The 26,582-nt window shown below is 68.7% G+C and carries 23 protein-coding genes; 11 read left to right on the forward strand and 12 right to left on the reverse strand.

Annotated elements, in window-relative coordinates; genetic code table 11:
• Window positions 1-13: 13 nt before the first annotated feature.
• From IO24_RS42530 to IO24_RS0100010, 4 genes are read right to left on the reverse strand one after another with little or no spacing between them, the layout of a single operon-like run.
• Window positions 14-661 carry an NgoMIV family type II restriction endonuclease gene (locus IO24_RS42530; RefSeq protein WP_078898833.1) on the reverse strand — a complete coding sequence of 216 codons (648 nt, stop codon included), beginning with the start codon at window positions 659-661 and terminating at the stop codon, window positions 14-16.
• A 9-nt stretch (window positions 662-670) separates the two neighbouring features.
• Window positions 671-1,633, reverse strand: coding sequence for a NaeI family type II restriction endonuclease (locus tag IO24_RS42535; protein ID WP_078898832.1), 963 nt, complete (start codon window positions 1,631-1,633; stop codon window positions 671-673).
• Window positions 1,634-1,644: 11 nt separating this feature from the next.
• Window positions 1,645-4,638 carry a Z1 domain-containing protein gene (locus IO24_RS0100005; protein ID WP_031130350.1) on the reverse strand — a complete coding sequence of 998 codons (2,994 nt, stop codon included), beginning with the start codon at window positions 4,636-4,638 and terminating at the stop codon, window positions 1,645-1,647.
• A gap of 58 nt (window positions 4,639-4,696) precedes the next feature.
• Window positions 4,697-6,250 (reverse strand): ATP-binding protein, encoded by a 1,554-nt coding sequence (locus IO24_RS0100010; protein WP_031130352.1) that lies wholly within the window; start codon window positions 6,248-6,250, stop codon window positions 4,697-4,699.
• A 629-nt stretch (window positions 6,251-6,879) separates the two neighbouring features.
• Between IO24_RS0100010 and IO24_RS0100015 the strand changes: the two genes are divergently transcribed.
• Window positions 6,880-7,467 (forward strand): hypothetical protein, encoded by a 588-nt coding sequence (locus IO24_RS0100015; RefSeq protein WP_031130354.1) that lies wholly within the window; start codon window positions 6,880-6,882, stop codon window positions 7,465-7,467.
• Window positions 7,468-7,482: 15 nt separating this feature from the next.
• Here the strand turns inward: IO24_RS0100015 and IO24_RS0100020 are convergent, their stop codons facing one another.
• Window positions 7,483-8,502 carry an SEC-C domain-containing protein gene (locus IO24_RS0100020; RefSeq protein WP_031130356.1) on the reverse strand — a complete coding sequence of 340 codons (1,020 nt, stop codon included), beginning with the start codon at window positions 8,500-8,502 and terminating at the stop codon, window positions 7,483-7,485.
• A gap of 136 nt (window positions 8,503-8,638) precedes the next feature.
• Window positions 8,639-10,114, reverse strand: a complete 1,476-nt coding sequence (locus tag IO24_RS0100025; protein ID WP_031130358.1) for a glycoside hydrolase — start codon at window positions 10,112-10,114, stop codon at window positions 8,639-8,641.
• A 222-nt stretch (window positions 10,115-10,336) separates the two neighbouring features.
• Between IO24_RS0100025 and IO24_RS0100030 the strand changes: the two genes are divergently transcribed.
• From IO24_RS0100030 to IO24_RS0100040, 3 genes are all read left to right on the forward strand, one after another.
• A complete protein-coding gene (locus IO24_RS0100030; RefSeq protein WP_031130360.1) occupies window positions 10,337-10,648 on the forward strand; it encodes a DUF6412 domain-containing protein in 312 nt (103 codons plus the stop codon).
• 88 nt (window positions 10,649-10,736) lie between these two features.
• Window positions 10,737-11,447, forward strand: a complete 711-nt coding sequence (locus IO24_RS0100035; protein WP_031130362.1) for a YidC/Oxa1 family membrane protein insertase — start codon at window positions 10,737-10,739, stop codon at window positions 11,445-11,447.
• Window positions 11,448-11,590: 143 nt separating this feature from the next.
• A complete protein-coding gene (locus tag IO24_RS0100040) occupies window positions 11,591-12,448 on the forward strand; it encodes a fumarylacetoacetate hydrolase family protein (RefSeq protein WP_031130364.1) in 858 nt (285 codons plus the stop codon).
• Window positions 12,449-12,675: 227 nt separating this feature from the next.
• Here the strand turns inward: IO24_RS0100040 and IO24_RS0100045 are convergent, their stop codons facing one another.
• The 3 genes from IO24_RS0100045 to IO24_RS0100055 all read right to left on the reverse strand — a co-directional run bounded on the left by IO24_RS0100045 (window position 12,676) and on the right by IO24_RS0100055 (window position 15,243).
• Complete coding sequence (locus tag IO24_RS0100045; RefSeq protein ID WP_031130366.1) at window positions 12,676-13,542, reverse strand: LLM class F420-dependent oxidoreductase; 867 nt, start codon at window positions 13,540-13,542, stop codon at window positions 12,676-12,678.
• Window positions 13,543-13,633: 91 nt separating this feature from the next.
• Complete coding sequence (locus tag IO24_RS0100050; protein ID WP_031130368.1) at window positions 13,634-14,155, reverse strand: heme-degrading domain-containing protein; 522 nt, start codon at window positions 14,153-14,155, stop codon at window positions 13,634-13,636.
• Window positions 14,152-15,243 (reverse strand): Gfo/Idh/MocA family oxidoreductase, encoded by a 1,092-nt coding sequence (locus IO24_RS0100055; RefSeq protein ID WP_031130370.1) that lies wholly within the window; start codon window positions 15,241-15,243, stop codon window positions 14,152-14,154. The genes IO24_RS0100050 and IO24_RS0100055 overlap by 4 nt, the downstream gene beginning before the upstream one ends.
• 95 nt (window positions 15,244-15,338) lie before the next feature.
• Here IO24_RS0100055 and IO24_RS0100060 point away from each other — a divergent pair, with 95 nt between their 5' ends.
• A complete protein-coding gene (locus IO24_RS0100060; protein ID WP_031130372.1) occupies window positions 15,339-16,643 on the forward strand; it encodes an ROK family transcriptional regulator in 1,305 nt (434 codons plus the stop codon).
• A gap of 159 nt (window positions 16,644-16,802) precedes the next feature.
• Here the strand turns inward: IO24_RS0100060 and IO24_RS40275 are convergent, their stop codons facing one another.
• A complete protein-coding gene (locus IO24_RS40275; RefSeq protein WP_234335143.1) occupies window positions 16,803-17,642 on the reverse strand; it encodes a TetR/AcrR family transcriptional regulator in 840 nt (279 codons plus the stop codon).
• A gap of 120 nt (window positions 17,643-17,762) precedes the next feature.
• Between IO24_RS40275 and IO24_RS0100070 the strand changes: the two genes are divergently transcribed.
• The 6 genes from IO24_RS0100070 (at window position 17,763) to IO24_RS0100095 (ending at window position 22,427) form a co-directional block, all read left to right on the forward strand.
• Window positions 17,763-17,978: a hypothetical protein gene (locus IO24_RS0100070; protein WP_031130376.1), complete on the forward strand. Its 216-nt coding sequence runs from the start codon at window positions 17,763-17,765 to the stop codon at window positions 17,976-17,978.
• A 97-nt stretch (window positions 17,979-18,075) separates the two neighbouring features.
• On the forward strand, window positions 18,076-18,843 hold the full coding sequence (locus IO24_RS0100075; protein WP_031130377.1) for an LPXTG cell wall anchor domain-containing protein: 768 nt from the start codon (window positions 18,076-18,078) through the stop codon (window positions 18,841-18,843).
• 108 nt (window positions 18,844-18,951) lie between these two features.
• The gene (locus tag IO24_RS0100080; RefSeq protein ID WP_031130379.1) at window positions 18,952-19,731 is read left to right on the forward strand and encodes an HAD-IIA family hydrolase; all 780 of its coding nucleotides are present in this window, start codon (window positions 18,952-18,954) and stop codon (window positions 19,729-19,731) included.
• A gap of 122 nt (window positions 19,732-19,853) precedes the next feature.
• Complete coding sequence (locus IO24_RS0100085) at window positions 19,854-20,501, forward strand: hypothetical protein (RefSeq protein ID WP_031130381.1); 648 nt, start codon at window positions 19,854-19,856, stop codon at window positions 20,499-20,501.
• A gap of 2 nt (window positions 20,502-20,503) precedes the next feature.
• Window positions 20,504-21,181 (forward strand): class F sortase, encoded by a 678-nt coding sequence (locus IO24_RS0100090; RefSeq protein ID WP_031130383.1) that lies wholly within the window; start codon window positions 20,504-20,506, stop codon window positions 21,179-21,181.
• Window positions 21,182-21,389: 208 nt separating this feature from the next.
• Complete coding sequence (locus tag IO24_RS0100095) at window positions 21,390-22,427, forward strand: glycoside hydrolase family 6 protein (RefSeq protein ID WP_031130384.1); 1,038 nt, start codon at window positions 21,390-21,392, stop codon at window positions 22,425-22,427.
• Window positions 22,428-22,496: 69 nt separating this feature from the next.
• Here the strand turns inward: IO24_RS0100095 and glxA are convergent, their stop codons facing one another.
• Both glxA and IO24_RS0100105 read right to left on the reverse strand, forming a co-directional pair.
• Window positions 22,497-24,437: a radical copper oxidase GlxA gene (gene glxA, locus IO24_RS0100100; protein ID WP_031130387.1), complete on the reverse strand. Its 1,941-nt coding sequence runs from the start codon at window positions 24,435-24,437 to the stop codon at window positions 22,497-22,499.
• Window positions 24,434-26,434 carry a glycosyltransferase family 2 protein gene (locus tag IO24_RS0100105; RefSeq protein WP_031130389.1) on the reverse strand — a complete coding sequence of 667 codons (2,001 nt, stop codon included), beginning with the start codon at window positions 26,432-26,434 and terminating at the stop codon, window positions 24,434-24,436. Before IO24_RS0100105 ends, glxA begins: the two co-directional genes overlap by 4 nt.
• Window positions 26,435-26,582: the final 148 nt, after the last annotated feature.

Here is a 26,582-nt window from a genome sequence, read left to right on the forward strand (position 1 = left end):
AGGGCAACGGCGTTCACCAGGCCATGCTCGGCATCGCCCGGCTACACAACCTGGCCCTCGCCCGATAACCCACGCCCCATACGGGACAACCTCTAGGCATGGGCTCCGCAGTCACAGCGATAAGATGCGGAAGCCGACCACGCCTGTGCCTGATCATCTGCAGGAACTCGTGGCGGATGTTCTGCACCCGGTCGGACCGGATCGTCCACTTGCAAGAGATGGCCGCGTGTAGAAATGGGCGAGAATCCGGAGGGGAATCCTGCGTGACACCGACAGTAACGTCAGGCCTGATCAGGTAGTCGAGCCCGAGATCGGCACTCAGGACGGGATTCTTGCCAACAACCTTCTTGAGGTTCCCTAAGTGGGCGTACTGCGATAAGTCTGCAATTACCTTCCTATGGCACACGTGCCATAGGAAGGTAATATCGCTTTTAAGTAGGGATTTTTCCAAATCCTTTTGCGTGAGTCGCTCCAGCGCGGGGCCAAGACTCGTCGGTGTCCCCTCCAGAATCACCTCTGGCGTCACTCCCAGGTGATCAAGAATTTTCGCTGCCAGCGCCTTGGAAGCCTTGCTGTTGCTGTCGGCGCTGTTTGGTACTGGTTTCCCTGATGCCTTCAGCTTTTTCCACCCGAGGAGCTGGGTGGCGAAAGATGCAATCATGTGTGCGCCTCACCTCGTGTGAGAGGGGAGCGACGGAGCCATTTCTGGTGGGTCGTCCGGAGTGGCGATCACCCAGGGCTGCCCATCTAGGATTACGTAGGATGCGTCCTCGTGATGTGAACGTTTTGCTGCAACGCGCACGCTGACGAACTCTCCCTCGCGCGGTGGCAGGACTCCGAGTTGTTCGGCCACGGCGCGATGGCTGTCGTAGTCGCCCATGATGAGTATCCCTTCTGCTCTAAGAGCTGAACGAGATCCTCCATTGCCTCTGACCCGCTTCATGTAGTCCTTCTGCTGGGCGACCGTACGAACCACGTTACGGCCGATGCGCCGTCTCTGTACGCGTCGGAAAAGCTCATTGAGGCGCTGCTGCCCTGAATTCAGAGCAAAGACCGCGTCGCGGTCACAGGGGTCCATATGGAGAAGCACGTTTTCAGGTAGTGCTGAGTCGTGCCACAGCCAGTCGATCTTGTCTCGGTGTATCGCCTTGACGGTCAGCTTCGCATCACGGTTGCTGCCTCTGTTGAGCCATTCCTCCCTGACGCGGAAGAGGCCGGCACTCCAGCGGCTCTCGTAGTCGTTAGCCCAAACGAGTAGACAGAGGTGTCCCCTGGCCTCTGGCGGGATCATCCAGCCACCGAAATTCTGAGAATACTTGCAATCCACCTCAATGCCGGCTATCCGGTAGTCCATTGCGTGACCGTCTGCAAAATCGAACTCGCGCTGGAGATTTATTTCGACAAGAGTTCCCGCATGGGTGCGCTCAGTCTTGTTTAACTTCGCCCAGTCGTAACGCCCTGTAATCTCACCATTCAGCAGCTGATCGATTGTGTTCCGCAGTACGGTGGAAAACCGCTCCCCCGTGGCATCGATGGACATCAGTTCCCTGCGAACTGCCTGCAGCTCTGCGTCGTTCTTAAGCTCCTCGGACAGAGCGATGTTCTGTGCAGCGCTGATGTCGAAAGGCAGCAAATCGAGGCCCCTTAGTGTGAATTGATCGGGATAGTAGCTTCGTTCCTGTGGCGTGAATCTCTGGCTCGGAAACGTACTAGGCGCCGATCGGCGCTAACCGCTGACGCCGGGGGAATCAGAGTGAAGGCCATCACGATCTTTGAGGGATCCGCCGAGCCGTTCCGCACGACAGCCTGAACGTCGGAGTGGCTTCGCCCCTCTACGACGGGGTACAGGAGCGCTACCCCTGTCGCAGGCCCGATCTTGACGTTTTCACCCAGGTGTGCGTCAGTCAACGTTGGCGCTCCATCGATCAGACGCTGAGCCGCCGTTCGGTGTTCGACGCTGGCGATGCGGCCGAAGGAAACCTTGCCGTCCTGTCGGCTTCGGCGGACGAGGGACAACGGCAACGAACCGAGCACGCGTGCCTCTGCGCGTGTGGCGTTGGCAAGACGAGGAGAAAGGAGCAGCCAGTCGTCCACCTTGGCCAGCGTGCCATCGAGCTGGCTGAGATAGGTCAGATGAGGGTCGAAATGTCCTGCGCGTTCCCATTCGAGCTGAGCCAGGACGCTGACGAGGTCACTGTGAGAGACGGTGCCGGTCAGCGCTTCGAAGGTTCGAGTGAGTGAGCTGGAGTGATCTGGCGGATTGCTGAAGGAAGCGGGTGTTGCACTGAGTGAGTCCAGCAAGGGGCGCCAGCGCTCGGTGTTCCTCTTCAGTGCCGTGCTGCTGAGTGGGTACGACGCCGGCTCAATGGGGCGGCCAGGCGACCGAATCTCCACCAGCTCCGCGTTGAACATCTTGTTCCGAGCCGACGGCCTGATCCACGGCAGGTGCTGTGCTACCAAGGGAGGCACTTGCATGGGGGTTATCTGAGGCTGCCCATCGACGACCACTGCGTACTGGGTCAACTGCTCCCGGAACGTCTCCTCGTCGCGGCAGATCGCTTCGTAGGCCTCGTACAGGTCGGCGTATCTGTTGCGTCCGAAAGGCTCCTCCCGTCCGATATAGAGCCGAACCAAGTCTCGGTACCCGGGCCGGAACCCAAACCAGCGACCCATCTGCATGAGAGTGTCTGCCTGTTGGGTCGTGCGTCGGTAATAGGTGACGGTCAGGCCTTCCACGGTGAAGCCACGGGACAGCTTCGTTCCGCCTACCAAGATCTTCCAGACGTGTGGTGTCCGATCGAAGTCGAGGTCCAGCTGGTCGAAGTAGCGGTCGGAGTCACCATTGACGACAATGACGGGCTGTCCGCCTGAGCCGATGCGCTGACGTGCGGCATTGACGTAGGGGCGGAGCTCGTCATAAGAGGCGGGAGCGGGGAGGTCCGACGCCCTAGCTTCACTGACCGGCGAGAAGTCAGAAGTCCAGAGCCCAGCGAGGCGTTGGTGGCCGACGGACGAGCTGTATGCCGCTTGATGCCACATGGAATTGATCAGCAGTGCAAGATCCGCGTGATCGTCCTTCCGTACCGACTGATGCGCGAGCATCGTATGGTGCCGAAAGGGGCCAGCATCCACACCGTGGTCTGCCCGGTACAGCTTAAGCGCCCCAGACAGGACGAAAGCGTCCATGGCTTCTTGAAGGCGGTCACCCGTGGACTCCTGGACGTCCCGGATGTGTGCCCGCTCCTGGGAGTTGGTGTAGGAGCGTTCGCCCTGAGGTATTGCCAAGTCCAAGTCGTGGAAGTCTTGGGCGCCCATGTACCCAGAGGGGCGAGGCAGTGAGATGAGGAAGTCGCTGGGGAAGATGTCCTCGTGGTCTCCGGGGTCAATGAAGACGTTAGCGAAGGGGGTCGCTGTGTAACCGACGTACTGAGCGCGCGGCAGCAGCCTCAGCAGTTGGGAGAGCAGCCCGTTGATGGCCGTCCGCTCGGTGCTGTTTTGTTCCCACTTCTTGGGATCCAAGGTGTTCACGGATGCCTGGTCGGACTCGTCATCGATGATCAGAGCGGGTAGCTCGCCGAGCAGCCCGTGAATCTGCTTGAGGTCCTTGACGAGCTTGGTCAGAACAGACTTGTTCTTCTTCACCACCAGAACCCGGGCCGCTGCATGGTGGAGGTTCGCGGGGTCGTGTAGCGGGCGGGTCGGTTCGTGCTTCTCGAACTGAAGGGCCCGGATGCCTTGCGCCAGGCTCTTGTAGTCCTTGTCGCGAGTTGTCAGGCGTTCGATGTCAAACGCTCCGAGCGCGGACGGGCGCGCACCGTGCTTGACGAAGTCGTCCCAGTCCTCGTCGTCACCTACATAGTCCACACCAACGAGGGAGTCCAGGTCCGAGACATCAGCGCCTCGCAGGATGTTCTCCTGCCCGATCAGCTCCATGTCGAGGCGGCGTTGCGTCTGAGCGCGCAGCAGGTTGAGCGTGCCGCCCAGCACGATAACCAAGCGGTAGCCGGCGTCGATTGCCTTGGCAGTTACTCCGGTGAAGTTGGCAGTCTTGCCTGACTGCACGTACCCGACGACCAGGCCCTTTGCCTGCCGAGCGGCCGACTGCTCTGGATCACTGAGGCGCTCGACGACTGCCCGGCTTGCCTCATCAAGGCTAGCGATCGCAGTATCGGGCCAGCCTTTGGCGCGGAGCTTCCGCTCATACGACGTCCAGTAGAAGGCGCGAGCAGCAGCTCGCTTCGGGGTGTACCAGGGGGTGAAATCACGCGTGATCACCGTGGGCCCCGAAATGCTCGCCACAGGCACAGCGTCATCCAGCGCCTTGCGCAGATCGCTCCCAAAGCGCAGCCGCTCGTACGCGGCTACCCGCCGTGCATCGCTGCGGGCGGGGATTCCTGACGTCCACTGAGCATCTTCGCCGAAGTCCCAGGCTGTGAGGTGACGGCTCCACAGTGCTCTAAGTGCCTCGTCGCCATTGACGAGGTACCTATAAAACAGTTCCTCGCTCAGGTCGGCGTCCGGGTAGTCCTCGTCTGCTGCGACAGCGGCCCAACGTGCAAAGTGACGGGGCACGTTCAGCATGCCGGCCAGTGCATGGGTGTGAATCTCGAGCAGCACGCTGGCTGGGGTGTCGCTCATGTGCAGGAATCCTCAGTCCGCTCAGAGGTTGAACAAGAATGATTGCGACCGTTGGGGTTCAAGACAGCTGCTGTGTACGCCGCGTGCGTTGGGCGTCCACCGAGGCTAGGAGAATGGTGTTCCAGTAGTCCAGGCGGTCTTGGCGACTCCGCTCCCAGCGCCCCAGTCCGAAGCAGTCCTCAAGGAGCAGGTAGAGCAAGGTCTTGGTGACTGGGGCATCGTTCGCACCGCCACGCCTCCCGTCGTTGAAGTCTTCCCGGTAGGCCTTGTTGATGATGACCGCGTTGCGCTCGCGGTCGAGGTCGAAGAACTGGGTGGGCGGGAGCACGCCCCACGTGAAGCTGATCGGCTCCTCGCCTGGCTTTTCAGGTAGCTCTTCCTTGATGACTCGCTTGACCTTGGGGTCCAGCCCCTTGCCTGGGAGAGTGACAGGCTTGCGGACGATCTCGTTCCGCCTCGAGCCGTCTCTGTAGGCTGTTTCAGCGTCCAGCAGGTAGCTCCGCAATGTATGCCCCTTGTGGCCCACCGCCTTATCAAGACCGTCGGTGAAGGCCGGCGTGACGGTGACGCCCTCCTTCTTCACATCGAGGCTTAGCACGTTGTTCTCACGAGTCGGTAGGTCGACGGCCACCCGGGCGAGAACGTGGTGCCCTTCAGGGTTTCGCCAGCCGTTCCAGCCTCCTGCCTGCACCAAGCGGTCGTTCCGGTAGAAGTAGAAGCCTTGTCTCTCGGTGAGTGAACCGATCTGACGGAAGCCCGCCTGCTTGGACTTAGCAGGCCAGATGTGCGCGGTCAGGTGCAGCTCTCCCAAACCTTCCACGGGGGCCACGAACTGCCGGGGGTAACCCGGCTTTCCCGGCACCTTGTAGCCGAACGGATCCAGGGCTTCCACGGCGATGTGGTCCACTTCCTCGCCGAGGCCGCCCTCCCCACTGCTCACGTCCCATACCGCTATGTCCAGCTGCAGGCCGCGTTCCAGATACCGGTGCAGATAGAGGCCCAGGTGAGACTCGAGGCGGGAAATCGCTTTCGACAGGAACTGGTCGCTCTGGCCGCGTGCGACCGTCTCAAAAGCCCGCACGCCATCCCAGCGCACGACGGTTCCCTGCCACTCGATGATTCCGTCATAGCGGTCGACTAGAGCCTGGGCGTACCGGGGGTCGACGGTGTCGCAGCGGAACCCGTCCTCGATGCCCTCTGTGGTCAGGCGCCGACCGGCAGCTCGGCTTCGCCTGGTGCGGCTGACCGCGGTGAGCGAAGAAGCATGGGAGAGGGAAGCGGCCTTGAGGCCTGTGCCGTACATGCCGAGGGCATTCTCGCCATAGTCACGTCGGCGTCCCACGGTCATCGCCGCGTCCAGCCCGGCGTCGTCCATGCCTCTGCCGTTGTCGATGATCAACAGCGTGAGGATCCGCTCGGCGTCCCGCAGGAAGTGCACGACGATCTTGTCGGCCCCGGCGTCGATGGAGTTGTCGATGAGGTCAGCGACGGCGACCTCGAAACCGTAGCCCTGATTGGTCAGAGCTTTGCCGTAACCCGCGTCTGGCGGCAAGTGCGTACTGCCAGTCGTGGGGACGTCGTACTGCCAGTCGGCACCGGGCTCGTAGGGCATGCTTCCTCGAATGCACAGGTCCGGGCCTGCTCCACCAAGTAGTAGGCCCATACATCCAACAGATGGAGAGTGTGACCGTACTGCAAAGGTTGGACATAGAGGGAGTTGAATGCTGAACCGGCGCGATAAGTCCCTTATTTCTCAGTGGCTTTGGCCAAGGATGTTCCTCGAATATCCCGCTTTGTGCACATCGGCCCGCCAAACGGATCGCTCGGGAGCTGGCTTCGTTTTGAAGGGAGGCCGACCGTGTAAGTGCTGGTTGGAGGCGCCCTCTTCCTGGCCAGTGTCGCGCTTCCGCGTTCCGCCTAAAGGGCGCTTCACTCTGCTTCACTCTGCTTCACTCCGCTGCGCTGCGTTCCGCGTCGGCTGGCGCCGATGGCCCTGCGGGCCACCCTTGACCCGGGCCGCTCCAGCACGGGAGAGAAGCGAGCGGGCGGCCCGGCGAATGCGGGGGTCAACGGGCGGTCGCGGCGGCCTGGGTTGGTTGTTCATGTACTCCGCGGGGACGGGGGTGCGGCAGCACCTCGGCGTCAGGCCCGGTCGGTGGTGAGGGGGGAAGGGGGAGGGCTGGCCGTGGTGGACCGGGAAATATGGTGGCGGGGCTGTCAGAGGGTGTGATTGTTTGGGCCATGGGGAATTCCACGGCCTATCCCGTTCTGCGGACCACCGACGCGGCCCTGGCGTACGCGCAGGCCAAGCGGCTGTGTGAGCTGTTGGAGAAGTGTGATGACGAGGTCGAGCTCTTCGCCGAGCTGCACACGGTCGCGGATGTGCGGCAGATGGCTGTGGTCCTGCCTGAGGTGAAGTTCTCTTATGCGGAGGCACGGATCGGTCCGGCGGGTGAGGACCTCTGGTTCGACCTCGATGTCGCCTCGGTGGATGACGCCGCGCTGGAGCCGCACCTGCCGCTGGACGTCATGGTGGAAGCTCCCAGGGGGAGTGTGGAAGAACGCTTCGTGGCGGCTCTTGGTCAGGGCGTGGCCGGCATCGACTGGCACGGCGTGTGGCCGGATGAGCCGGAGGCGGGTCACTACGGGTCGGTGACGTACGACGGGGTTCAGGTCGTGTTCCATGGCGACCGCGCCCAGTGGGGGCCGCGAGCCGAGCACCACACCGTCTTCGTGCACGTGGCCAAGTTCGGTGACCTGGCGCGGGCCCAGAAGCTCGCCGCGCACGTCGGCAGCGAGGTCCTGGGCGACTCACAGCTCGGGTGGTGAGGCTCTGCCGGGGCTTCAGGCGGTGACGGTGCCGTGGCACTCCCCATACGAGCGGCCGGATCCACACCAGCAAGCCGCCCCCTGCTGCGGCGGCCACGCCACCGCCCGCCCCCTCGCCGCCAACGTCGTCGCGTACTGGGGGAGGAGTGTCGCGTCGTTGGGAGACGAGAGTTCCGAGGCTGCGAAGGCCTCGTAGGACGGGACCGTGCCTGTGACGATGCCCAGGTTGGGGGTGCCGGAGGCAGACAGTTCGCGGAGGGCCGTCTCTATGGTCGCGAGGTGTTCCTCGTGGGTCGGGTACTCCGTCGACAGCGACGGATACGCCTCCAGGAGTTCCGTGAGTTCGCCCGCCGGCCAGTGCAGGACCGCCACTGGGAACGGGCGGGAGAGGGCCGCCCGGTAGGCGCCCAGTTCCGCTCGGAGGCGGAGGATCTCGGCCTCCAGTTCCGCGGGGTTCTCCGAGCCCAGGGACCAGACGCGCTTGGGGTCGTGGAGTTCGTCCAGGGTGATCGGGAGGGAGTGGACGGTGTCCGCCAGGGCGTCCCACTCGTCGTGCGACTTGCCCAGCATGCGCCGTACGCGGTGGCGGCCGAAGAGGAGGGGGTGGGTGGCGTAGGGGGGCTCCGGGACGTCCGTCAGGAGGCGGTGCACGGCCTCCGTGAACGTCTCGTGGGCCGCTTCCAGTTCGTCGTGGGATTCCAGGGACTCCGCGACGATCACCCAGGGGGCCGGGTCCTTGGGGGACGCCACCCGGACGCCCTCGATGATCGCGCGGGCCTCGGCCTCGTGGCCGTACTCCCAGAGGTTGGAGGCCTTGAGCGCCCGTACCAGGTGGGGGTTCTCCAGGCCGTCGGGGGAGGACAGCAGGCGGTCGTAGAGCGTGCTCGCGGTGGGGCGGTCGCCGGAGAGCTCCAGGTGGGCCGCTGCCCGCAGCAGAAGGGCCTCGGCGTCCTCGGGATACAGGCCGGCGGTCCGCTCCAGGCGTGCCGCCTCGGCGGTGTGGTCGACGTTTTCGGCAGGCGTGTCGGGGCGCATGGGGGACACCGTACTGCCGGGAGGTGACGAGCGTGAGAGATGTGCAGGCCAGACCCGATATCAAGGGCGCCAAGGACTCCTCGCGCTCGTCGTCCCGGGGCCGGTGGTTCGCCCCGAACCGCCGGCCGTCGTCGATCTACAGCGTCACGCCGTCTATTTGGAGGGTTTGGACCGACTTTGCGGCGAATGGAACGCTTACCGATTTGCCGTTCAGGCGGATGTCGGAGCGGGGCGTGTAGAGGTCGCCGCCGCCCGTCGTGACCGTGTTCCAGCGGGGGACCACGCCTCCGGAGCCGCCCGTGACCGTCGAGAAGCGGGAGAGGTCGAAGGTGAGGGTCTGGGCCGATGCCGCGGTGTTGACCGCCACGATCACCAGGCGGCGGGCCGTCGCGTCGTACGCCGCCACCGCGTAGCCGACGCCCGTGTCCAGGATCGTCATGCCGGGGCGGATGTGGCGGCTGAACTGGGCCATCACGTAGTGCTTGGTCTGCACGGTGGTCGGCTGGAGGGTGTTCGCGTCGTAGGCGATCATCGCCCAGCCCGACGAGGGGTCCATGACCTGCCAGTAGCACCAGGCGGTGGGGTGCAGCCAGCGGAAGTCGAGGCAGAGGTTGGAGGCCATGGTCAGGCCGGTGCCGTCGCTGTCGCCCGTCTCGGAGTTCCACAGTTTTTTGCGGGAGGTGGTCACGACGTCCGTGTAGAGGAGGTCGCGGCGGCCGCCCGAGCCCTGGTAGCCGTGCACGTTGACCTGGGATACCAGACCCTTGGCCGTCGAGTTGAAGGACGACCAGGTGGAGCGGGCCGTGTCGTAGTTCGTCTCATCCGAGGCCGCTATGCGGAGGTTCGTGAGTCCGCGCTTGTCCAGCTCGCTGCGCATGTAGGGGAGGACGGCCGCCTGGACGGCCGGGTCCATGTGGCAGCCCTCCTGGGTGCCGGTCGCGGTCCACCAGGTGGAGGCCGGCTCGTTGAAGGGGTCGACCGTCGCGAAGTTCACGCCCCAGTTGTTCTTCGCGTACAGGGCCGTCGCCGCCAAGTGGCTCGCGTGCTGGCGGTAGTTCCAGGTCTGGAGGTTGTTGCCGCCGCCCGACGCGCCCGAGGGGTTGTGGTTGGCGCACATCCACCACATCGGGGAGTTGGCGAACAGCTCGGTGATCGCGCCCCGCTGCGTCGCCTTCACCAGCATCGCGCGCTGGTTGGCGTCCGCCGTCCACTTCCAGGCCGAGGAGGCGGGGTCCTCGTTGTTCCAGTCCTGCCAGAAGCCCTCGATCTGCTTGAAGGCGGGGATGTTGGGCGACTTGACCATCGTCTCGCCGCCGACGCTGTTCCAGCTGCACGCGCCGAGGTTGTAGCGGGCGATGTTGAGGCCCAGGCCGGGCAGGGAACGGCCGTTGTAGGTCACGGACTTGGTGGTGAAGAACAGGTCGGCGAAGTCGTCCCGGGCGCCGAAGACGTTGGCCCACCAGGCGAGGGAGGTGCCCCAGCCCTCCCAGGTGCCGTACGTCGTCGACGGGTTGACGGCGATCGTGGCGTCCGCGTGCGCGGTGCCCGTCGCCAGGGCGCTGCCGAGGAACGTACCGCCTGCTGCGGCCAGCAGACTTCTGCGTCGGATCACGGCTCCTCCGTAAGGGAGATGAGGGCGCGCGCCGGTCCCCGGCCCGGCGCCGCAGGGGTGTCCCGTTGTCGGTGACGAGAAGCATCGGGTGCGGCGGGTGGGTTGTCGAGAGTTCTGACGAACCTTCCTCAAACCCGTGTACGAAGTCGCGGGCCCGTTGGTGAGGGTGATCCTGTATAACGAACAACAGGGCATACACACGTACGAGAGGAGGGGCAGCCGATGAACCGGAGCTGGGCCACGCTGCGTCCCGCCCTCGTGCTGCTCTTCCTGCTCGTCGAGGTGGCGCTGCTCGACACCGGCAGCCTCTCCGCCACCGTCGCCCTCGCCGCGACCGCCGCGGCCTCGGCCGCCCTCGCGCTCTGCGCCGTCGTCGCCTCGCGCTGCGCGCCCACCGTGCCGCGTACGCGGGTGCGTACGGCCATCCGCGACCGGGACCGGCGTACGGCCTTCCTGCCGCAGCGCGATCCCGACGCCCGGGGGCGTACGCGTCCCCGAGCACCCGGTCACGCCCTCCCGGCGACCGTCGCGTAGGGCACCTCCACACCTGAAGTGACCCCGCGCGGGTCGTCATGCCGCCCTGACCTGTTCCGGCACGACGAGACCCCCGGAGGGCTCACCCATGTCCGTCTTCGCCAGCCTGGTCGAGCACCTTGCCGACCTGCTCCAGCCGCTGTTCGGCGCCTCGGCGGCCGCCGCGGCGATCGTCCTGTTCACCGCGCTCGTACGACTCCTCGTCCACCCGCTGTCCCGGGCCGCCGCGCGCGGCCAGAAGGCCCGGACCGCGCTCCAGCCGAAGATCGCCGAGCTGCGGAGGAAGCACGGCAAGAACCCCGAGAAGCTCCAGAAGGCCGTGCTGGAGCTGCACGCCGAGGAGAAGGTGTCGCCGCTGGCCGGCTGCCTGCCCGGGATGCTCCAGATCCCCGCGTTCTTCCTGCTGTACCACCTGTTCTCCAGCGACACGATCGGCGGCGAGGCCAACGGGCTGCTCGGCCACCAGTTGTTCGCGGCGCCGCTCGGGGAGCGGTGGACGGACGCGCTCCAGGGCGGTGTCCTCGGCGGCGCGGGGCTCGTGTACGCCGGGCTGTTCGTGGTCGTGGCCTGCGTCGCCGCGTTCGGCTACCGGCACAGCAAGCGCATGATGGCCGCGAACCCGGCCGCCCAGGCCGTCGGCGGGGAGCAGCCGCCCGGGCTGGGGGCGGTGACGAAGGTGATGCCGTTCATGTCGTTCTTCACGCTCGTCACCGTGGCCGTCGTGCCGCTGGCCGCGGCGCTGTACGTCGTGACCAGTACGACGTGGAGTGTCGTCGAGCGGGCCGTGCTGTACCGGTGACCGGGCCGCCGGGGTCCAGTACGTGAACGGGGTATTGCGGAGTGCACTCCCAGCTTGGAGGATCGACCAGTCCTCCGATGGCTGCCCCCGCCGCACCGGGTCGCGCGCATCGGCCGGGCGCCCGCGATCGAGGGAGACTGATCATGAAGCTGCTGCGAGTCGGTACGGCGGGGACGGAGCGGCCCGCGCTGCTCGGCGCCGACGGGACCCTGCGGGACCTGTCGGGCGTCGTCGCGGACATCGACGGCGCGCTGCTCGCCGACGAGGAGGCGCTCGGCCGGGTCCGGGCCGCCGCCGACGCCGGTGAACTGCCCGTACTGGACGCCACCGGACTGCGGATCGGGCCGCCGCTCGCCCGGATCGGCAAGATCGTCTGCATCGGGCTGAACTACCACGACCACGCGCGCGAGACCGGTGCCGAGCCGCCCGCCGAGCCGGTCGTCTTCATGAAGGCGCCGGACACGGTGGTCGGGCCGAACGACACGGTCCTCGTGCCGCGGCGGTCCCTCAAGACCGACTGGGAGGTCGAGCTGGCCGTCGTCATCGGGCGTACGGCCCGGTATCTCGGGTCCGTGGAGGAGGGTCTCGCACATGTCGCCGGGTACGCCGTGGCGCACGACGTGTCCGAGCGGGAGTTCCAGATCGAGCGGGGCGGGACCTGGGACAAGGGAAAGAACTGCGAGACGTTCAATCCGCTGGGGCCGTGGCTGGTGACGGCGGACGAGGTGCGCGATCCGCAGCAGCTCTCGCTGAAGCTCTGGGTCAACGGCCAGCTGAAACAGGACGGGACGACGGCCGAGCAGATCTTCTCGGTGGGGGAGGTCGTGCGGTATCTGAGTCAGTTCATGACGCTGTACCCGGGCGATGTGATCAACACCGGCACGCCGGCGGGGGTGGCGCTGGGGGCGCCTGAGCCCAAGCCGTTCCTGCGGGCCGGGGATGTCGTGGAGCTGGAGATCGAGGGGCTCGGGCGGCAGCGGCAGGAGTTCAAGGACGCGTAGACGCTCCGCTGGGAGGGGTGGGGAACTGCGGTGTGTTTCCGGCTGCGGGCAGTCGGTGGCTGGTCGCGCAGTTCCCCGCGCCCCTGAGGGGGCGCTCCCGTTACGCCGGTGCGGAGGTTAGGTCGCGCCGTGCGTTTGGGAGGGGTGGGGAACTGCGGTGTGTTTCCGGCTGCGGGCAGTCCGTGGCTGGTCGCGCAGTTCCCCGCGCCCCTTGGGGCGGGCTCCCGTCACGCCAGTGCGGAGGCCAGGTCGCGCCATGCCTTCCTGGGGAGGGTGTCGCGCGGCTCGCCGGTCAGGACCTGGAGGGCGATGTGGTCCGCGCCCGCCTCGAAGAAGGTGTCGATCTTGGTGCGGATCGCCGTGTCGTCACCCCAGGCGAACAGGGCGTCGACCAGGCGGTCGCTGCCGCCGTCCCTCAGGTCGTCCTCGGTGAAGCCGTGCCGGAGGAAGTTGTTGGTGTAGTTCGGCAGGGGGAGGTAGATCTCCAGGAACTCGCGGGCCAGGGCGCGGGCGCGGACCGGGTCCGTCTCCGGGACGACACCCAGCTCCGGGGCCAGCAGCGGGGCCTCGCCCAGGATCTCGCGGGCGTGCGCCGTGTGCTCCGGAGTGACGAGGTACGGGATCGAGCCCGCCGCCCGGTCGCGGGCCAGCCGGAGCGACTTCGGGCCCAGGGCGGCAAGCAGGCGGCGCTCCGCCGGCACTCCGGCGCTGTCCAGGCCGTCGAGGTGGCCGACCAGGGCCGAGTAGGGGCGGGCGTACTGCTCCACCCGCTTGGCGTGGCTCACCCCGAGGCCCAGCAGGAAACGCCCGGGGTGGGCCGACTCCAGCTCCGCGAAGGCCGTGCCGGCGGCGTCCGGCTCGTGCTGCCAGATGCTCTGGATGCTGGTGCCGACCGTGAGCCTCGAGGTCGCCTCGATCAGCGGGGCGGCGTTGGCCGCGGAGCTGTTGCCGCCCAGCCAGACGGCGCCGTAGCCGAGTTCCTCCAGTTCGGCGGCGGCCTCGGCGAGTTCGCCGCGCCGGTCCGGGTCCTCCGAGCGCAGGCCTACGCTCCAGATGCCGTACCGGCCTACGGTCTCCTTCAGGGGGGTGGTCATCGGTGGGGGTCCCTCCGGTTGGGGCGCCGTGCTTGATCACGCGTACGCAGGTGCCAACCGGAGAGGGTCCCCGGTCATTCCGGGCGTGGACCTAACGGTCCAGGAACCGCTCCAGTGCCTCGACCACGAGCCGGTGGTCCTGGAGTTGCGGCAGTCCGGAGACCGTCACCGCGCCGATCACGCCCACGCCCTCGACGGTGATCGGAAAGGATCCGCCGTGGGCCGCGTAGGTGTCGGGGTCGAGACGCGAGGACTCCTCGAACGTGCTGCCCTTGGCGCGGAAACGGGCGCCGACCAGGTAGGAGGCGGAGCCGTAGCGCTCGACCACCCGGCGCTTGCGGGCGATCCAGGCGTCGTTGTCCGGCGTGGACCCGGGCAGCGCCGCGTGGAAGAGCTGCTGGCCGGCGCGGTGGATGTCGATGGCGACCGGGGCCTGCCGCTCCCGGGCCAGCTCGACGAGGAGCGAGCCGAGCGCCCAGGCGTCGTCGTACGTGAACTGGCGGAACACCAGCAGGCGTTCCTGCTTCTCCAGCTCCTCCAGGCTCGGGGTGAGCTCCGGGTGGAACTTCGGGGTGAGCCCCTGGCTGTGGGAGGGGTTGCTCTTGTGGGTCACAGCGTCACCGTCACCTTCTCGCGGGCCGAACGACGGGCGGCCTCCAGTACGTCCAGGGCGGCGGCGGCCTCCCGTGCGGTCACCGGGTTCGGGGCGCCCTCCAGCAGGGCCTTCGCCACGGCCGCATAGTAAGCGGGGTAGTCGCCCGGGAGGGTGGGTTCGGCGCGGCCGCCGCCGGTCACCGGGGACTCGCCGGAGCCCACCCGGCCCCACAGCGACTCGGGCTCCACACCCCAGCCGGGGCCGGGACGCAGGCCGTCCCGGAGCGCCGCCTCCTGGGGGTCGAGGCCGTACTTGACGTAACCGGCGGCGGAGCCCAGGACGCGGAAGCGGGGGCCGAGCTGGGCGGTCGTCGCGGAGACGTAGAGGTGGGAGCGGACGCCGCCGGTGTGCGTGATCGCGATGAACGTGTCGTCGTCGGTCTCGGCGCCCGGGCGGCGGATGTCCGTCTCCGCGTACACGGAGGCTGCCGGGCCGAACAGGACCAGGGCCTGGTCGACGACATGGCTGCCGAGGTCGTAGAGCAGACCTCCGATCTCTGCGGGGTCGCCGGACTCCCGCCAGCCGCCCTTCGGCTTCGGACGCCAGCGCTCGAAGCGCGACTCGAACCGCCACACGTCGCCCAACTCGCCCTCGTTCAGCAGCTTGCGCAAGGTGAGGAAGTCGTTGTCCCAGCGGCGGTTCTGGAAGACGGAGAGGAGCAGCTCGCGCTCCTCGGCGAGGGCGGCGAGCTCGCGGGCCTCAGCCGCCGTGCCCGCGACGGGCTTGTCGACGACGACCGGAAGGCCGGCCTTCAGCGCGGTCGTCGCGAGCGGCACGTGCGTCTTGTTCGGGGACGCCGCGACGATCAGGTCCAGCTCGGCCGCCCGGTCGAACAGCTCGTCCGGTGTGGCGGCGAGGCGGACGTCCGGGAACTCGGCGCGGGCCTGCTGCTGCCGTTCCGGGTTCGAGGTGACCACCGTGTCGAGGGCGAGGCCCTCCGTGGCGGCGATCAGCGGGGCGTGGAAGACGGAGCCGGCGAGGCCGTAGCCGACGAGGCCGACGCGGAGGGGCGAGCCGGGGGCTGTGCCGAGGGGTGTGCCAGTCATGCCCTCCACTTTCGCAACGCTGTTGCCTAAGTGCAAGCGCCGGGGACAATGGGTGGGTGAACAGGGCGGACGACCGTACGGGCGGAGTGGGCGGCATGCGCGGGGCGGCAGGGGCGGGGGCGGCCGGGGCAGGAGGCGGCGGAGTCAATCTGCTCGCCCTGCGCAGCCACAACGCCGCGCTCGTGCTCGACCTGCTGCGCACGGCCGGGGGCGAGGGCATCAGCCGGCTCGAACTCGCCGAGCGCACCGGGCTCACCCCGCAGGCCGTCAGCAAGATCACCGGCCGGCTGCGGGAGGACGGCCTCGCTGCGGAGGCGGGGCGCCGCGCGTCGACCGGGGGCAAGCCGCGCACGGTGCTGCGGCTGGTGCCGGAGGCCGGGCACGCGGTCGGGGTCCATCTGGACCGGGACGAGGTGCGGGTCGTGCTCGTGGATCTGCGGGGGACCGTGGTGGGGGAGCGGCGGGCCGCGCTGGATCTGGGGGCGGGGGCGGAGGCCGTGCTGGGGGCGGTGCGGGAGGCGGTGACGGGGGTGCTGCCGACCGGGCTCGGCGAAGCTTCCCGGCAGGGGTCGGCCGGGGCTGACGGGGTTTCCCCGCACGGATCGGCCGGGTTCGGCGAGGCTTCTCGGCAGGGGCCGGCCGGGTTCGGCAGGGGTTCCTGGGAGGGGCCGGCCGACGGGGCCTCCGGGCAGGGGCCGGCCGGGCTCGGCGAAGTTCGACTGGGGTCGGCCGGGCCGGACCCGGCCCTGCTCGGGGTGGGTGTCGCCTTGCCCGGGCCGCTCGATCATGCCCGTGGGGTGCTGCACCGGGTGACCGGATTCCCCGAGTGGGACGGCTTCCCGCTGCGGGAGGCGCTGGCGGAGCGGCTCGGCGTGCCGGTCGTGGTCGACAAGGACACCAACGCGGCGGCGCTGGGCCTCGCCGCCGGGGGCCAGGGGGGCTCCTTCGCGTACCTGCACCTCGGCACGGGGCTGGGAGCCGGGCTGGTCATCGGCGGCGGCGTGCACCGGGGGGCCAGGACCGGGGCCGGGGAGTTCGGCCATCAGGTGATCCAGCTCGACGGCCCGCCCTGCACGTGCGGGAACCGGGGCTGTGTCGAGGCCCTGTGCCTCGCAGCGGTGGCCCGCGGTGATCTGGACGAGGCCGCGCGGGTGCTGGGGGCCGGGGCGGCGAACCTCGTGGGGCTCCTCGACATCGACGTCGTCCTGCTGGGCGGCCGCACGGTGGCGGCGGCACCAGAGGCCTTCACGGCCGGGGTCGGCGCGGTACTGGAGGCCCGGGCCCGGCGAACGGGCCAGGCCGCCGTACCGGTACGCGTCGCGGCCGGCGGAGACGGGGCCGTGGCGGTGGGGGCGGCTCAGCTGGTGCTGGGGCCGGTGTTCGGGCGTGGGGGCCGCTGAGGAGTCGGCGGCGGAACGAGTCGGGTGCCGCCTGGGCCGGTGCTCGGGCGCGGGGGTGGCTGGGGTGGCGGTGACGGTTGAGGTGAGGGCCGGGACGGTTCAGCTCGTGCACCGGCCGGTGCGGGGCGGCGGGGCCGAGGTGCCGGGCCCTGGAGGGGATCAGCCGGTGGGCTCGGGCGGCGGCTGGGAAGCGGGGTCGGTGGCCCCGGTGGTCTCCGCGGTCCTGGGGGTCTCCGCGGTCCTGGTGGTCTCCGTGGGGAAGATCCTGGCCAGGTGGTAGTCCAGCACCGTTCGTACGCCCGCGAGGGAACGGCGTTCGTGTACGACGTCCAGGCCCAGCCCGACCGCTCCCGACACCAGGAGGTCGGCCTCATGAGTCGGGTCGATGCCCGGGGCCGTGCGCCCCGCGGCCTCTCCGGCCGCGATGATGTCCGCGAGGAGCCGTTCCAGCGGCTGCTCGGCCGCCAGGAAGACCGCCGCGAGCTCGGGATCGGTCAGGCTGCGCGCGTAGTACGCCGTGAACACTCGCAGTGCGAAGGCGCGTTGCCCGTCCAGCGGCAGGAATTCGTTCAGCAGCGCCCGCAGCAACTCGCGCGGGTCGGTCATGTCGTGCGGGATGCGCGCCCGGGCCAGCCGCTCGTTCTCCTCGTGCAGCAGGCGCAGCGCGTCGACCAGGAGGGCGTGCTTGGAGTCGAAGTGATACTGCACGACCCGCAGTGACACCCCCGCCTCCGCCGCGATCCTGCGCATGCTGGCCGCGTCCAGGCCCTGCCCGGCGGCGATCCGCCACACCGCCTCGGCGATCCGGCGCCGCTGCCGCACTCCGGCGTCCGTCGGCCGGGGCGCGGGCGGCGTGCCCGGCTCGGGCAGCGGCTGCCTGCGCCGCCGGTAGGCCCGGGCCTGACAGCTCCGGGAGCAGTAGACGGGCGGACGGCCGCGGCTCGGACGGGCCAGGGGCCTGCCGCACACCGTGCACGCCCGCATCTTTTCGTCACGCATAGCTTCACGATAACGCGTTGAGAAAGTGTGACGTAAACCGGAAATGGCGACCCTTATAGGGTCGAATCCCCTCCACCGATTGATACGTTCGTAACGTCACTCTCCGTGGAAAGGAAGACCATGAAGTACGACGTCCTGCAGGTTCTCGCTCTGCTGCTGCTGGCGGTGTGCGTCCAGGGGCTCGTCCGGCTGCTCGTCGACGGCGAGCGGGGTCTGCTGGGCGGGCTGCCCGGCGGTTTCGTCCCGCTGCTGCTGACCTACGCGGTTCTCACCGCGGTCGGCGTCCCCGCGGCGGCCTGGGCCCACTCGCGCGCGAAAGCCCTGGGGCGCCGCTAGGGCCTGTCCGCCGACCGGGCGGATCCGCGCCGCCGTTCGGGGGCGGTTCGCGTCGGGGGCGTCTCGGGAGCCTTGCCGCACGGAATGTCACATCATCATGCGACTCTGCACCCCTGCTCACCTCTGCCTGGCGGCGGCAGCGGCGGCCGCCGTCCTGCTCCCCGGTGCTCATCCGGCGCACGCGGACGCCCCGGCGCCCGCCTGTGCCGCTCCCGACGACCACACCTTCCCGCTCACCACCCGCATCCACGGCGGGCCGGACTCCTACACGGCCGGGGGCGGGTTCGGGACCTGGTACGTCGACCTGACCAACACGACCGACCGGACCTGCACCGGGATCCATCCGGTCGTCGTGCTCGTCGACGACAAGCGGGCCCTGGAACCGTCCCAGCCGCGCCTGGAGTTCTTCGAGGGGACGCGGGCCCACCCCGTACGGTTCGAGAAGACCGGCGAGGACGAACTGGTCGGGGCGTTCACCGACGAGGAGGACCGGTTCGCCGGGTTCACCGTCGGGCCCGGCAGGACCGTCACCGTGAAGATGCGGCTCATGCTCACCTCGGACGCCGTGCCCAACCACGTCACGGCCAACGCCGCGGTGGTGCAGCGGCACGACGACGACGGCGACTGGGTCGGGCAGTCGAACGACTACCGGTTCGGGATCGACGACGGTGAGGCGGGGACCGGCGACGACACGGGTACGGAGACCCGCCCCGACTCCGACGCCTCCGTCCCGCCCCGCGAGGACCGGTTCCCCTTCGCGGAGCAACTGGCCCGGACGGGGACCGGCGCACAGGTCGCCGCGGCCGCCGCGGTCCTGCTGCTCGCCGGGGGCGGGGCGCTGCTCGTCGCACGGCGCCGCCGCTGAGCAGGCCGTCCCGCCAGTCGGGACGCCGCACACGGACCATTCCGCAAGATCCCGGCACTGTCTAGGCTGGGTCGCACGCTGGACCGCGTACGGCAGGAGATCCCGCACATGGCAGACCGCAAGCCCATCGAGTCGTGGCTCACCGACATGGACGGTGTGCTCATCCACGAGGGCGTACCGATCCCCGGCGCTGACGCCTTCCTCAAGAAGCTCCGCGAGTCCGGGAAGCCCTTCCTGGTCCTCACCAACAACTCGATGTACACCCCGCGCGACCTGCACGCCCGGCTGCGCCGCATGGGCCTGGAGGTGCCGGTCGAGAGCATCTGGACCTCGGCCCTGGCCACCGCCCAGTTCCTGGACGACCAGCGGCCGGGCGGCTCGGCATACGCCATCGGCGAGGCCGGGCTGACCACCGCGCTGCACGACATCGGCTACATCCTGACCGACCACGAGCCGGACTACGTCGTCCTCGGCGAGACCCGCACGTACTCCTTCGAGGCCATGACGAAGGCGGTGCGGCTCATCCTGGGCGGCGCCCGTTTCATCTGCACGAACCCCGACGAGACGGGTCCGTCCACCGAGGGCCCGCTGCCCGCGACCGGTGCCGTGGCCGCACTGATCACCCAGGCGACCGGGAAGAAGCCGTACTTCGCGGGCAAGCCGAACCCGCTGATGATGCGGACCGGGCTGAACGCCATCGGGGCGCACTCCGAGAGCAGCGCGATGATCGGCGACCGCATGGACACGGACGTGCTGGCGGGCATGGAGGCCGGGATGCAGACGTTCCTGGTGCTCACCGGCCTGACGCGGCCCGAGCAGGTCGAGGACTTCCCGTACCGGCCGTCGCAGGTCGTGGACTCGATCGCGGATCTCGTCGACCGGGTCTGAGCCCGGGCGGCGGCACACGAGGGGACTCAAACCCGTCGTCACCCGTACGGAGCAGCCGCCGCGTCCCTGCGGATGCGGCGGCCCGTCGCGCGGGGGAGGCTCCAGGCGTCTGGAGGTTCACGATGGGTTCCCTGAGAGTCACTGTCTGCACGAGCGTCCTGGTGGCCGTCGCCCTCGCCCCGGCGGCGTACGCGGCGGACGCGGGGAGCGTCTCGGCGACGCCGGCGACCCCCGCCCCCGGCAGTGACGTCACACTCCGCGTCACCGGCTGCGCGCAGCGAACGGCCGTGGCCGCGTCGGCGGCGTTCGTCGCGGACGCACGGCTGACGGTCACCGGCGCAGGCGAGCTCACCGGCGAGAGCCGCGTCCGCTCCACGCTGGAGAGCGGTTCGTACGCTGTGCAGGTCACCTGCGGTGCCACGCGACGGACCGGCACGCTCACCGTCCAGGACGGCGAGGCGCGGCGCTCCGGGGCAGCGCCGGCTTCCGTGCCCGGGGCGGGTGGCCAGCCGCCCGCACCCGGAAAGGGCGGACAGCCGTCCGCACCCGGCGCCGACGAGGAGGCGCCCCTGTCCCACCGGCCCGGTGCCCCGGCCTCGCCCGTCGCCCCCGTCCGGGCGGGCGGTGGCGGCGCCGCCGGTCTCGTCGCAGCCGAGGAGCGCGGCACCGGTCCCGGTACGGCGCAAGGGGTGACCGGGCTGGTGCTCGCGGGTGCGGCCGCGGTGGTCGTCGCGCTGCGCGGTGTCCGCCGGGGCCGCGGAACGGACTGACCATGCGGGATCACGATCGGATTCATCGACGCCTCTCGGGCACCGGCCGCCTGCTGACCGGTATGGCCTGGGTCGTGCTGCTGCTCGGACTGTGGCTGTGGGGCCGCGAGGTCACCGAGATGCGACACGGCATATCCGCCCCCACCACGGGTGACATGGCGGCGGCCGGACGGCCCCCGGACATCAAGCTGCCGCCCGGGCACCGCCCGCTGGGGGACGCGTTGCCGCAGCGCGTCGACATCCCCGGCCTCGGTGTCCAGGCCCCCGTGGTGGCACGCGGCCTCGACGCCCGCGGGGCGCTCGATCCGCCGCCGTACGACCAGCCGGGCGTGGTCGGCTGGTACGCCGGCGGGGTCGCGCCCGGGGCGCCCGGCACGGCGCTGATGGTCGGACACGTCGACACCGACACCCGGCCCGCCGTCTTCTACAAGGTCAGTGCCATGCGGCCGGGTGAGGCGATCCGGGTGATCCGGGCCGACGGCAAGGTCGCCGAGTTCACCGTCGAGTCCGTGCAGGTCCTCACCCGCGACCGCTTCGACGCCCACCAGGCCTACGGGCCCCGCGAGTCGGGGCGGGCCGAACTGCGGCTGGTCACCTGCGGAGGCAGTTTCGACCCTACGACCCGCAGCTACACGGCGAACGTGGTCGTCTCGGCGTACCTGACGGGAACCGGCCTGTGAAGGCCCCGGTGGGTGAATCTCCGGCCGAAGGCCGGGCCCGGCTGAGACGGCTCCAGGACCGAAGGGCGGTCCGGGCCCAGAAGCCGGATACGCCAAGCCCCGATACGGTGGCTCTGCGTCATCCGCGCAGGTGGGGTTCGGCCTCGTGGGTGCCGCGGGACGTATGTCAGGATTGAGACTTGGAACGGTGCACCCAAGGGGGAGTTGGATGTACGGCAGCAGGGGGGCCGGGACGTTCGCCGGGAGGCGGATGTCCGCAGTGGTGCTGGGGGCGGCACTGCTGATCACGGGGTGTTCCTCCTCCGACGGAGGAGACGGACCGGACGAGCGCGACGGCGCGGGCGCCGGGATCACCCAACAGCCCAAGGAAAAGGCCCCGTTCTGGGTCAATCCGGACGGGACGGCGGCCCAGCAGGTCGCCGACCTGGAGAAGTCGGGCAAGAAGCAGGACGCCGAGCAGATCCGCAAGATCGCCGAGCAGCCGGTCGCCGAATGGGTCGGCCCGGACGACCCGCAGGAGCAGACCCGGGGCTTCACCGAGGCCGCCGACAAGGCCGGCCGCACGGCCCTGCTGGTCCTCTACAACATTCCGCACCGCGACTGCGGCCAGTACTCGCAGGGCGGTGCCGCCGACGGCAACGCCTACCGTGACTGGGTCGACGGCGTGGCCGCGGGCATCGGCGACCGGCCCGCCACGGTCATCCTGGAACCGGACGCGCTGCTCCACCTCGTCGACGGCTGCACGCCCGAGCAGTTCCACGAGGAGCGCTACGACCTCCTCAAGGGCGCCGTCACCAAGCTGAAGGCCCTGAAGAACACGAAGGTCTACCTCGACGCGGGCAACGCCGGCTGGCAGAACCCCGACCAGATCTTCGAGCCGCTGAACCGCGCGGGCATCGCCGAGGCCGACGGCTTCTCGGTCAACGTCTCCAACTTCTACTCCACCGAAGACTCCATCGCCTACGGCAAGAAGCTCTCCGCCAAGGTCGCAGGCAAGCACTTCGTCATCGACACCAGCCGCAACGGCAAGGGCCCCTACACCGACGGCAACCCCGACGAGCGCTGGTGCAACCCGCCGGGCCGCTCCCTGGGCGAGACCCCGACGACGAAGACGGCGGACCCGCTGGTCGACGCGTACCTGTGGGTGAAGCGGCCGGGCGAGTCCGACGGCGAGTGCAAGGGCGGACCCAAGGCCGGCCAGTGGTGGGCGGACTACGCGCTGAAGCTGGCGAGGGCCACCGGCTGACGGACCGGCCCGGACGAAGACGAAAAGGGGCGCCCTCCCGGCGGGAGAGCGCCCCTTCTCGGTTGCTTCTCAGGGCACCTTGACCCACTGCGCCTTGCTCGGGGTCCCGTCGGCGTCCGTCACGAACAGCATGTACCAGCCCGCCTGGACCAGGTTCCGGTTCTCCGGCATGGTCACGGTCAGCTTGTCACCGGACGCCTTGAAGTCCAGGGCGATCGACCGCTGGTCGACGTCCGTGACATGCGTGGCGGCGCTCGGCCGGATCAGCCGGACCTTCTTGACCTTCGCCGCGTCCGACGAGGTGAACGTCCCCGTGCCGCCGCGCTCGATGGTCTGCGGGCCACCCGCCAGCGAGGGCCGGTCCCCGTCGCCGTACAGGTAGGGCGGCGTGTAGATCTCGATGCGCTGCTCGAACTCGCCCGGCTTGGTGTTGGCCTTGTCGGCGTACAGCGAGTCGGAGCCGAAGAACATCACGCGGCCGTCGGGCAGCAGGATCGACCCGGAGTGGTAGTTGCGACCCACGAGCGGGTCGGCGACGCGCTTGAGCTCGTTCTTCTCCGTGTCGTAGAGCCGCGCCTCGAATATGTTGGAGTCGCCGCGGCCGCGGTAGTCCTCCGAGCCGCCGGAGATCAGCACGCTGTCGTCGGGCAGCACCGAGGCGTTCGGGTAGCGCGTGCCCTTGTCCATGGACGGGCCGTCCACGAAGCGCGGGTTCGTCTTCTTCAGGTCGACGATCCGCGTCTTCTCGCTGGACTCCTCGGACTCGCCGACGCCACCGCCGCCGACCACCATGTACTTCTCGTCCTGCGCCGGCGGCAGCAGCACCGTGCCGGACGTCTCCATCAGTGTGGGGTCGCTCAGGCCGGGTATCTTCGAGAACTTGTTGGTGTCCACGTCCCACACACCCGGCTCACGGCCCACGTCGTCCGGCCCGTAGCCCGCGTTGGAGCCCGAGTAGAAGATCTTGCCGTTCTGCATGAGGAACAGCGCCGGGTAGGTGGGGAACTGCCGGACCGTGTCGGTGTAGGTCCACTTCTTGGTCTTCGGGTCGAAGACCTCGTTCTTGCCCGGGACCAGCTGGCCGATGTCGTCGAGTCCGGAGACGCTGAGGATCTTCCCGTCGCTCAGGGTGGTGAGCGTGGGGTACCAGCGGGCCTCCTTCATCGGGTCGACCTTGATGTACTTCTCGGCCACGGGATCGAACTCGAAGGCGTCCCGGATGCCCTGGAAGTCCTTCTTGTCGAGGGCGAGCTTCTGCGCGATGCCGTAGGTGTTCTTGGCGTCGGCGCCCTTCAGGCCGTGCACGCGGTAGTTGTCCTGCGTGCCCGTCTCGTGCTTCTTGCCCCGCTTCTGCGCCTCGACGTAGATCCGGCCGAGGCCGGGGTCGTTGCGCAGGAACTTGCCGGTCGCCTTGTCGAAGACCTTCTTCGCGCGCGGCACGAGCACCGGGTCCTTGGAGACGAAGGTCTTGCCGTTCTCCTTGCCCGTGAACTTCGTCCCGGCGGGCAGAGTGATCGGCTTGTCCGGGTTCTCGTTGTGGACGATCATCAGGCCGCCGGCCTTGGTGACGTCACCCTTGAGCTTCTCGTAGCGCTTGGTGCCGCCCGCGATCAGCAGATTGCCGTTGGCGAGCTGGGTGTGGCCGGTGCAGAACAGGTCGGCCGGCGTGGGGACCTTCTTGATGGTGCCCTTGACCGGGTCCCAGATCCGGGTGTCGAACTTCTTCGCGTCGAAGTTGTCCTGGTCGTTGCCCGACCCCGCGACGAGCAGCACCTTGCCGGTGCGCAGCAGCGCCGCGTGGATGGTGTTCTGCCGGTACTCCTCGGGGAAATCGATGATCTCCCACTTGCCGTTCGCGGCCTTGTACTCCGGCTTGTTGATTGTGTACTGGTGGTATTTCTCGGTGCTGAAGCGGTAGAGCCACGGCCCGTTCATCCCGGCCAGCGCGAGTACCACCGCCGTGCCGATCGCGAGTCGACGGGCCCGGCGGCGGCCTGCACGGTCGTTCATTCCTTACGTCCCCCAAGTCCACCAAGGGCGATCTGCATGGTCTGGTCGGTTCCCCCGACCTCCCCGTGTGCGCCCGGGGTGGCGGCCCATGTGGGCTTCTGCTGCGGGGTGTGCCCCGACGGCTGCTGCGGGATGGGCAGCGGCTGCGTCCGGGGCGGTCCCGCAGGGTCCTGCGGCCGGTCCGCGGCATGGGCGGCGGGCTTCTTCGCCTCCTGCCGCAGCTGCCAGCGCCAGGCGAACACCGGCGAGGCGGTGATCAGCAGCGCGAACGTCGCCCAGATGATCATCGCGGGGTGGGAGTGCCCGAAGACGAAGCCGGCGGCGATCGACCCACCGAAGATCGCGACGAAGTACCAGTGGTAGCGGAACGTGCCGAACCAGCGGTCCGGGCTCGCCGAGTCGCCCTTGGGCGTGACCACGAACTTGCTCTTGCGCCGCAGCACGGAGTCGATCAGCGCCTTCGCGTACAGCGGCGCCGACAGCGCGGACATCACCATGCCGGCCACACCGCCGGAGCCCTCCGGCTCGTGCGGCGAGACGTTGTGCCGGCGGTTCCAGACGTACAGGCCGATCTGCAGGGCGGAGGCGTTGCCGTAGAGCATCAGCCAGACCGCCGGGTCGATGTTCACACCCGAGGCGCCCAGGCCCAGGAACAGGCAGCAGCTCAGCGCCGCCAGGATCCAGTTCAGGGCCGACATCGGGTAGAAGATGATCATCATCGTGTAGTTGAAGAGCTTGCTCGGCGGCAGCGAGTACCAGCCCTTCCAGTACTGCCCGATGATCGTCTCGTACGTCCCTCGCGACCAGCGCATCTGCTGGGTGAAGAAGTCCGTCCAGGCGCTGGGGCCCTCACCGACGGCGAGCACGTCCGGCGTGTACACCGAGCGCCACTTGCGGCCCGTGGCCGGGTTCTTGTGGCGGTGCATCTCGAAGCCGGTCGCCATGTCCTCGGTGATCGAGTCGTACAGACCGCCGATCTGCTTCAGCGCCTTGATGCGCACGGCGTTGGACGTGCCGACGAACATGGGGGAGCCGTAGCGGTTGCCCGCGCGCTGGATCAGCGCGTGGAACAGGAACTGCTGCGACTCGGCGGCCTTGGTGATGGGGTTGTCGTAGTTGCCGTAGACCTGCGGGCCGATGACGAAGCCGACGTCCGGGTCGCGGAAGAAGCCGAGCATCCGCTCCAGGTAGTTGGGCAGCGGCACGTGGTCGGTGTCGACCGAGGCGAAGAAGTCGTAGTTGTCGCCGTGCGCCTCGAGCCAGGCGTTGTAGTTGCCGTGCTTGGTCTTGGCGCGGTGCGGGCCCTTGGCCTGGTTCCACTTCGCGACGCCCTTGCGGGAGAAGTGGTGCACACCGAGGCGCTCGCAGACCGCCTTCACCTCGGGGTCGTCGCCCTCGTCGAGCAGCCACACGTGCATCAGGCCCCGGTGGCGGATCCTGACGGCCGCCTCCAGGGTCTTCGTCACCATCTCCAGCGGCTCCTTGCCGGGCACGAAGGAGGTGAGGAAGGCCACTCTCGTGCCGGTCTCCGGCACCACCGGGATGGGGTCACGTGCCACCAGCGTGGCGTGCGCGTTCGACAGCACGTTCATGCAGCGGAAGAACTCGATCAGCCCGATGGAGACGAGCATCACCATGTCGAGCGCGGGCAGCCAGTCGAAGGCCGGGTAGTCGCGCTCGGTCCAGTGCTCGGGCTGGAGCAGCCAGAACAGCAGCACCAGGGACAGCACCGGGGCCGCGGCCAGCATCAGGGCGACGCGGATGCGGTGCGGTTCCTGCGAGATGAGCGAGCGGTACTGCACCTTGTACGGCTTGTTCGGATCCGGCTGGGTGAGGGGACCCGCGAGCCGGCTGTAGTGCTCGTAGTCGTATCGCGGCAGGCCCTTCTTGATCCGCCGGAACGTCCCCGTGGTGCTCATCCGGTGCCCCGGCACCCTGAGCTGGGTCGTCTGGGACGGGTCGTGGTCCTGCCGGGCACCCGTGGGCCTCGACGTCATGAGTCTTCCCCCCACACACGGACAACCGTGTGTTTCGTAGCTTCCTACCGTCTGCTGCAGGTCCCCCTCGACCTTCACAGACGTACCAGTGGTGGATCGCGGTCACCACGTCATCCACACCCTATAGACACGGCAACGCGACCTTCCG

This window comes from Streptomyces flavovariabilis, assembly GCF_000725785.1.
GTDB lineage: Bacteria > Actinomycetota > Actinomycetes > Streptomycetales > Streptomycetaceae > Streptomyces > Streptomyces hawaiiensis.

Bases quoted from the DNA above. Each gene is read 5' to 3' on its own strand.
- IO24_RS0100055 (WP_031130370.1), bottom strand. From the start codon at position 15,243: ATGACTGGCACACCCCTCGGCACAGCCCCCGGCTCGCCCCTCCGCGTC.
- IO24_RS0100060 (WP_031130372.1), top strand. From the start codon at position 15,339: ATGCGCGGGGCGGCAGGGGCGGGGGCGGCCGGGGCAGGAGGCGGCGGA.
- IO24_RS0100095 (WP_031130384.1), top strand. From the start codon at position 21,390: ATGTACGGCAGCAGGGGGGCCGGGACGTTCGCCGGGAGGCGGATGTCC.
- IO24_RS0100075 (WP_031130377.1), top strand. From the start codon at position 18,076: ATGCGACTCTGCACCCCTGCTCACCTCTGCCTGGCGGCGGCAGCGGCG.
- IO24_RS0100030 (WP_031130360.1), top strand. From the start codon at position 10,337: ATGAACCGGAGCTGGGCCACGCTGCGTCCCGCCCTCGTGCTGCTCTTC.
- IO24_RS0100010 (WP_031130352.1), bottom strand. From the start codon at position 6,250: ATGCCCTACGAGCCCGGTGCCGACTGGCAGTACGACGTCCCCACGACT.
- IO24_RS0100090 (WP_031130383.1), top strand. From the start codon at position 20,504: ATGCGGGATCACGATCGGATTCATCGACGCCTCTCGGGCACCGGCCGC.
- IO24_RS0100040 (WP_031130364.1), top strand. From the start codon at position 11,591: ATGAAGCTGCTGCGAGTCGGTACGGCGGGGACGGAGCGGCCCGCGCTG.
- IO24_RS0100020 (WP_031130356.1), bottom strand. From the start codon at position 8,502: ATGCGCCCCGACACGCCTGCCGAAAACGTCGACCACACCGCCGAGGCG.
- IO24_RS42530 (WP_078898833.1), bottom strand. From the start codon at position 661: ATGATTGCATCTTTCGCCACCCAGCTCCTCGGGTGGAAAAAGCTGAAG.
- IO24_RS0100015 (WP_031130354.1), top strand. From the start codon at position 6,880: ATGGGGAATTCCACGGCCTATCCCGTTCTGCGGACCACCGACGCGGCC.
- IO24_RS0100035 (WP_031130362.1), top strand. From the start codon at position 10,737: ATGTCCGTCTTCGCCAGCCTGGTCGAGCACCTTGCCGACCTGCTCCAG.
- IO24_RS40275 (WP_234335143.1), bottom strand. From the start codon at position 17,642: ATGCGTGACGAAAAGATGCGGGCGTGCACGGTGTGCGGCAGGCCCCTG.
- IO24_RS0100005 (WP_031130350.1), bottom strand. From the start codon at position 4,638: ATGAGCGACACCCCAGCCAGCGTGCTGCTCGAGATTCACACCCATGCA.
- IO24_RS0100070 (WP_031130376.1), top strand. From the start codon at position 17,763: ATGAAGTACGACGTCCTGCAGGTTCTCGCTCTGCTGCTGCTGGCGGTG.
- glxA (WP_031130387.1), bottom strand. From the start codon at position 24,437: ATGAACGACCGTGCAGGCCGCCGCCGGGCCCGTCGACTCGCGATCGGC.
- IO24_RS0100105 (WP_031130389.1), bottom strand. From the start codon at position 26,434: ATGACGTCGAGGCCCACGGGTGCCCGGCAGGACCACGACCCGTCCCAG.
- IO24_RS0100085 (WP_031130381.1), top strand. From the start codon at position 19,854: ATGGGTTCCCTGAGAGTCACTGTCTGCACGAGCGTCCTGGTGGCCGTC.
- IO24_RS0100045 (WP_031130366.1), bottom strand. From the start codon at position 13,542: ATGACCACCCCCCTGAAGGAGACCGTAGGCCGGTACGGCATCTGGAGC.
- IO24_RS0100080 (WP_031130379.1), top strand. From the start codon at position 18,952: ATGGCAGACCGCAAGCCCATCGAGTCGTGGCTCACCGACATGGACGGT.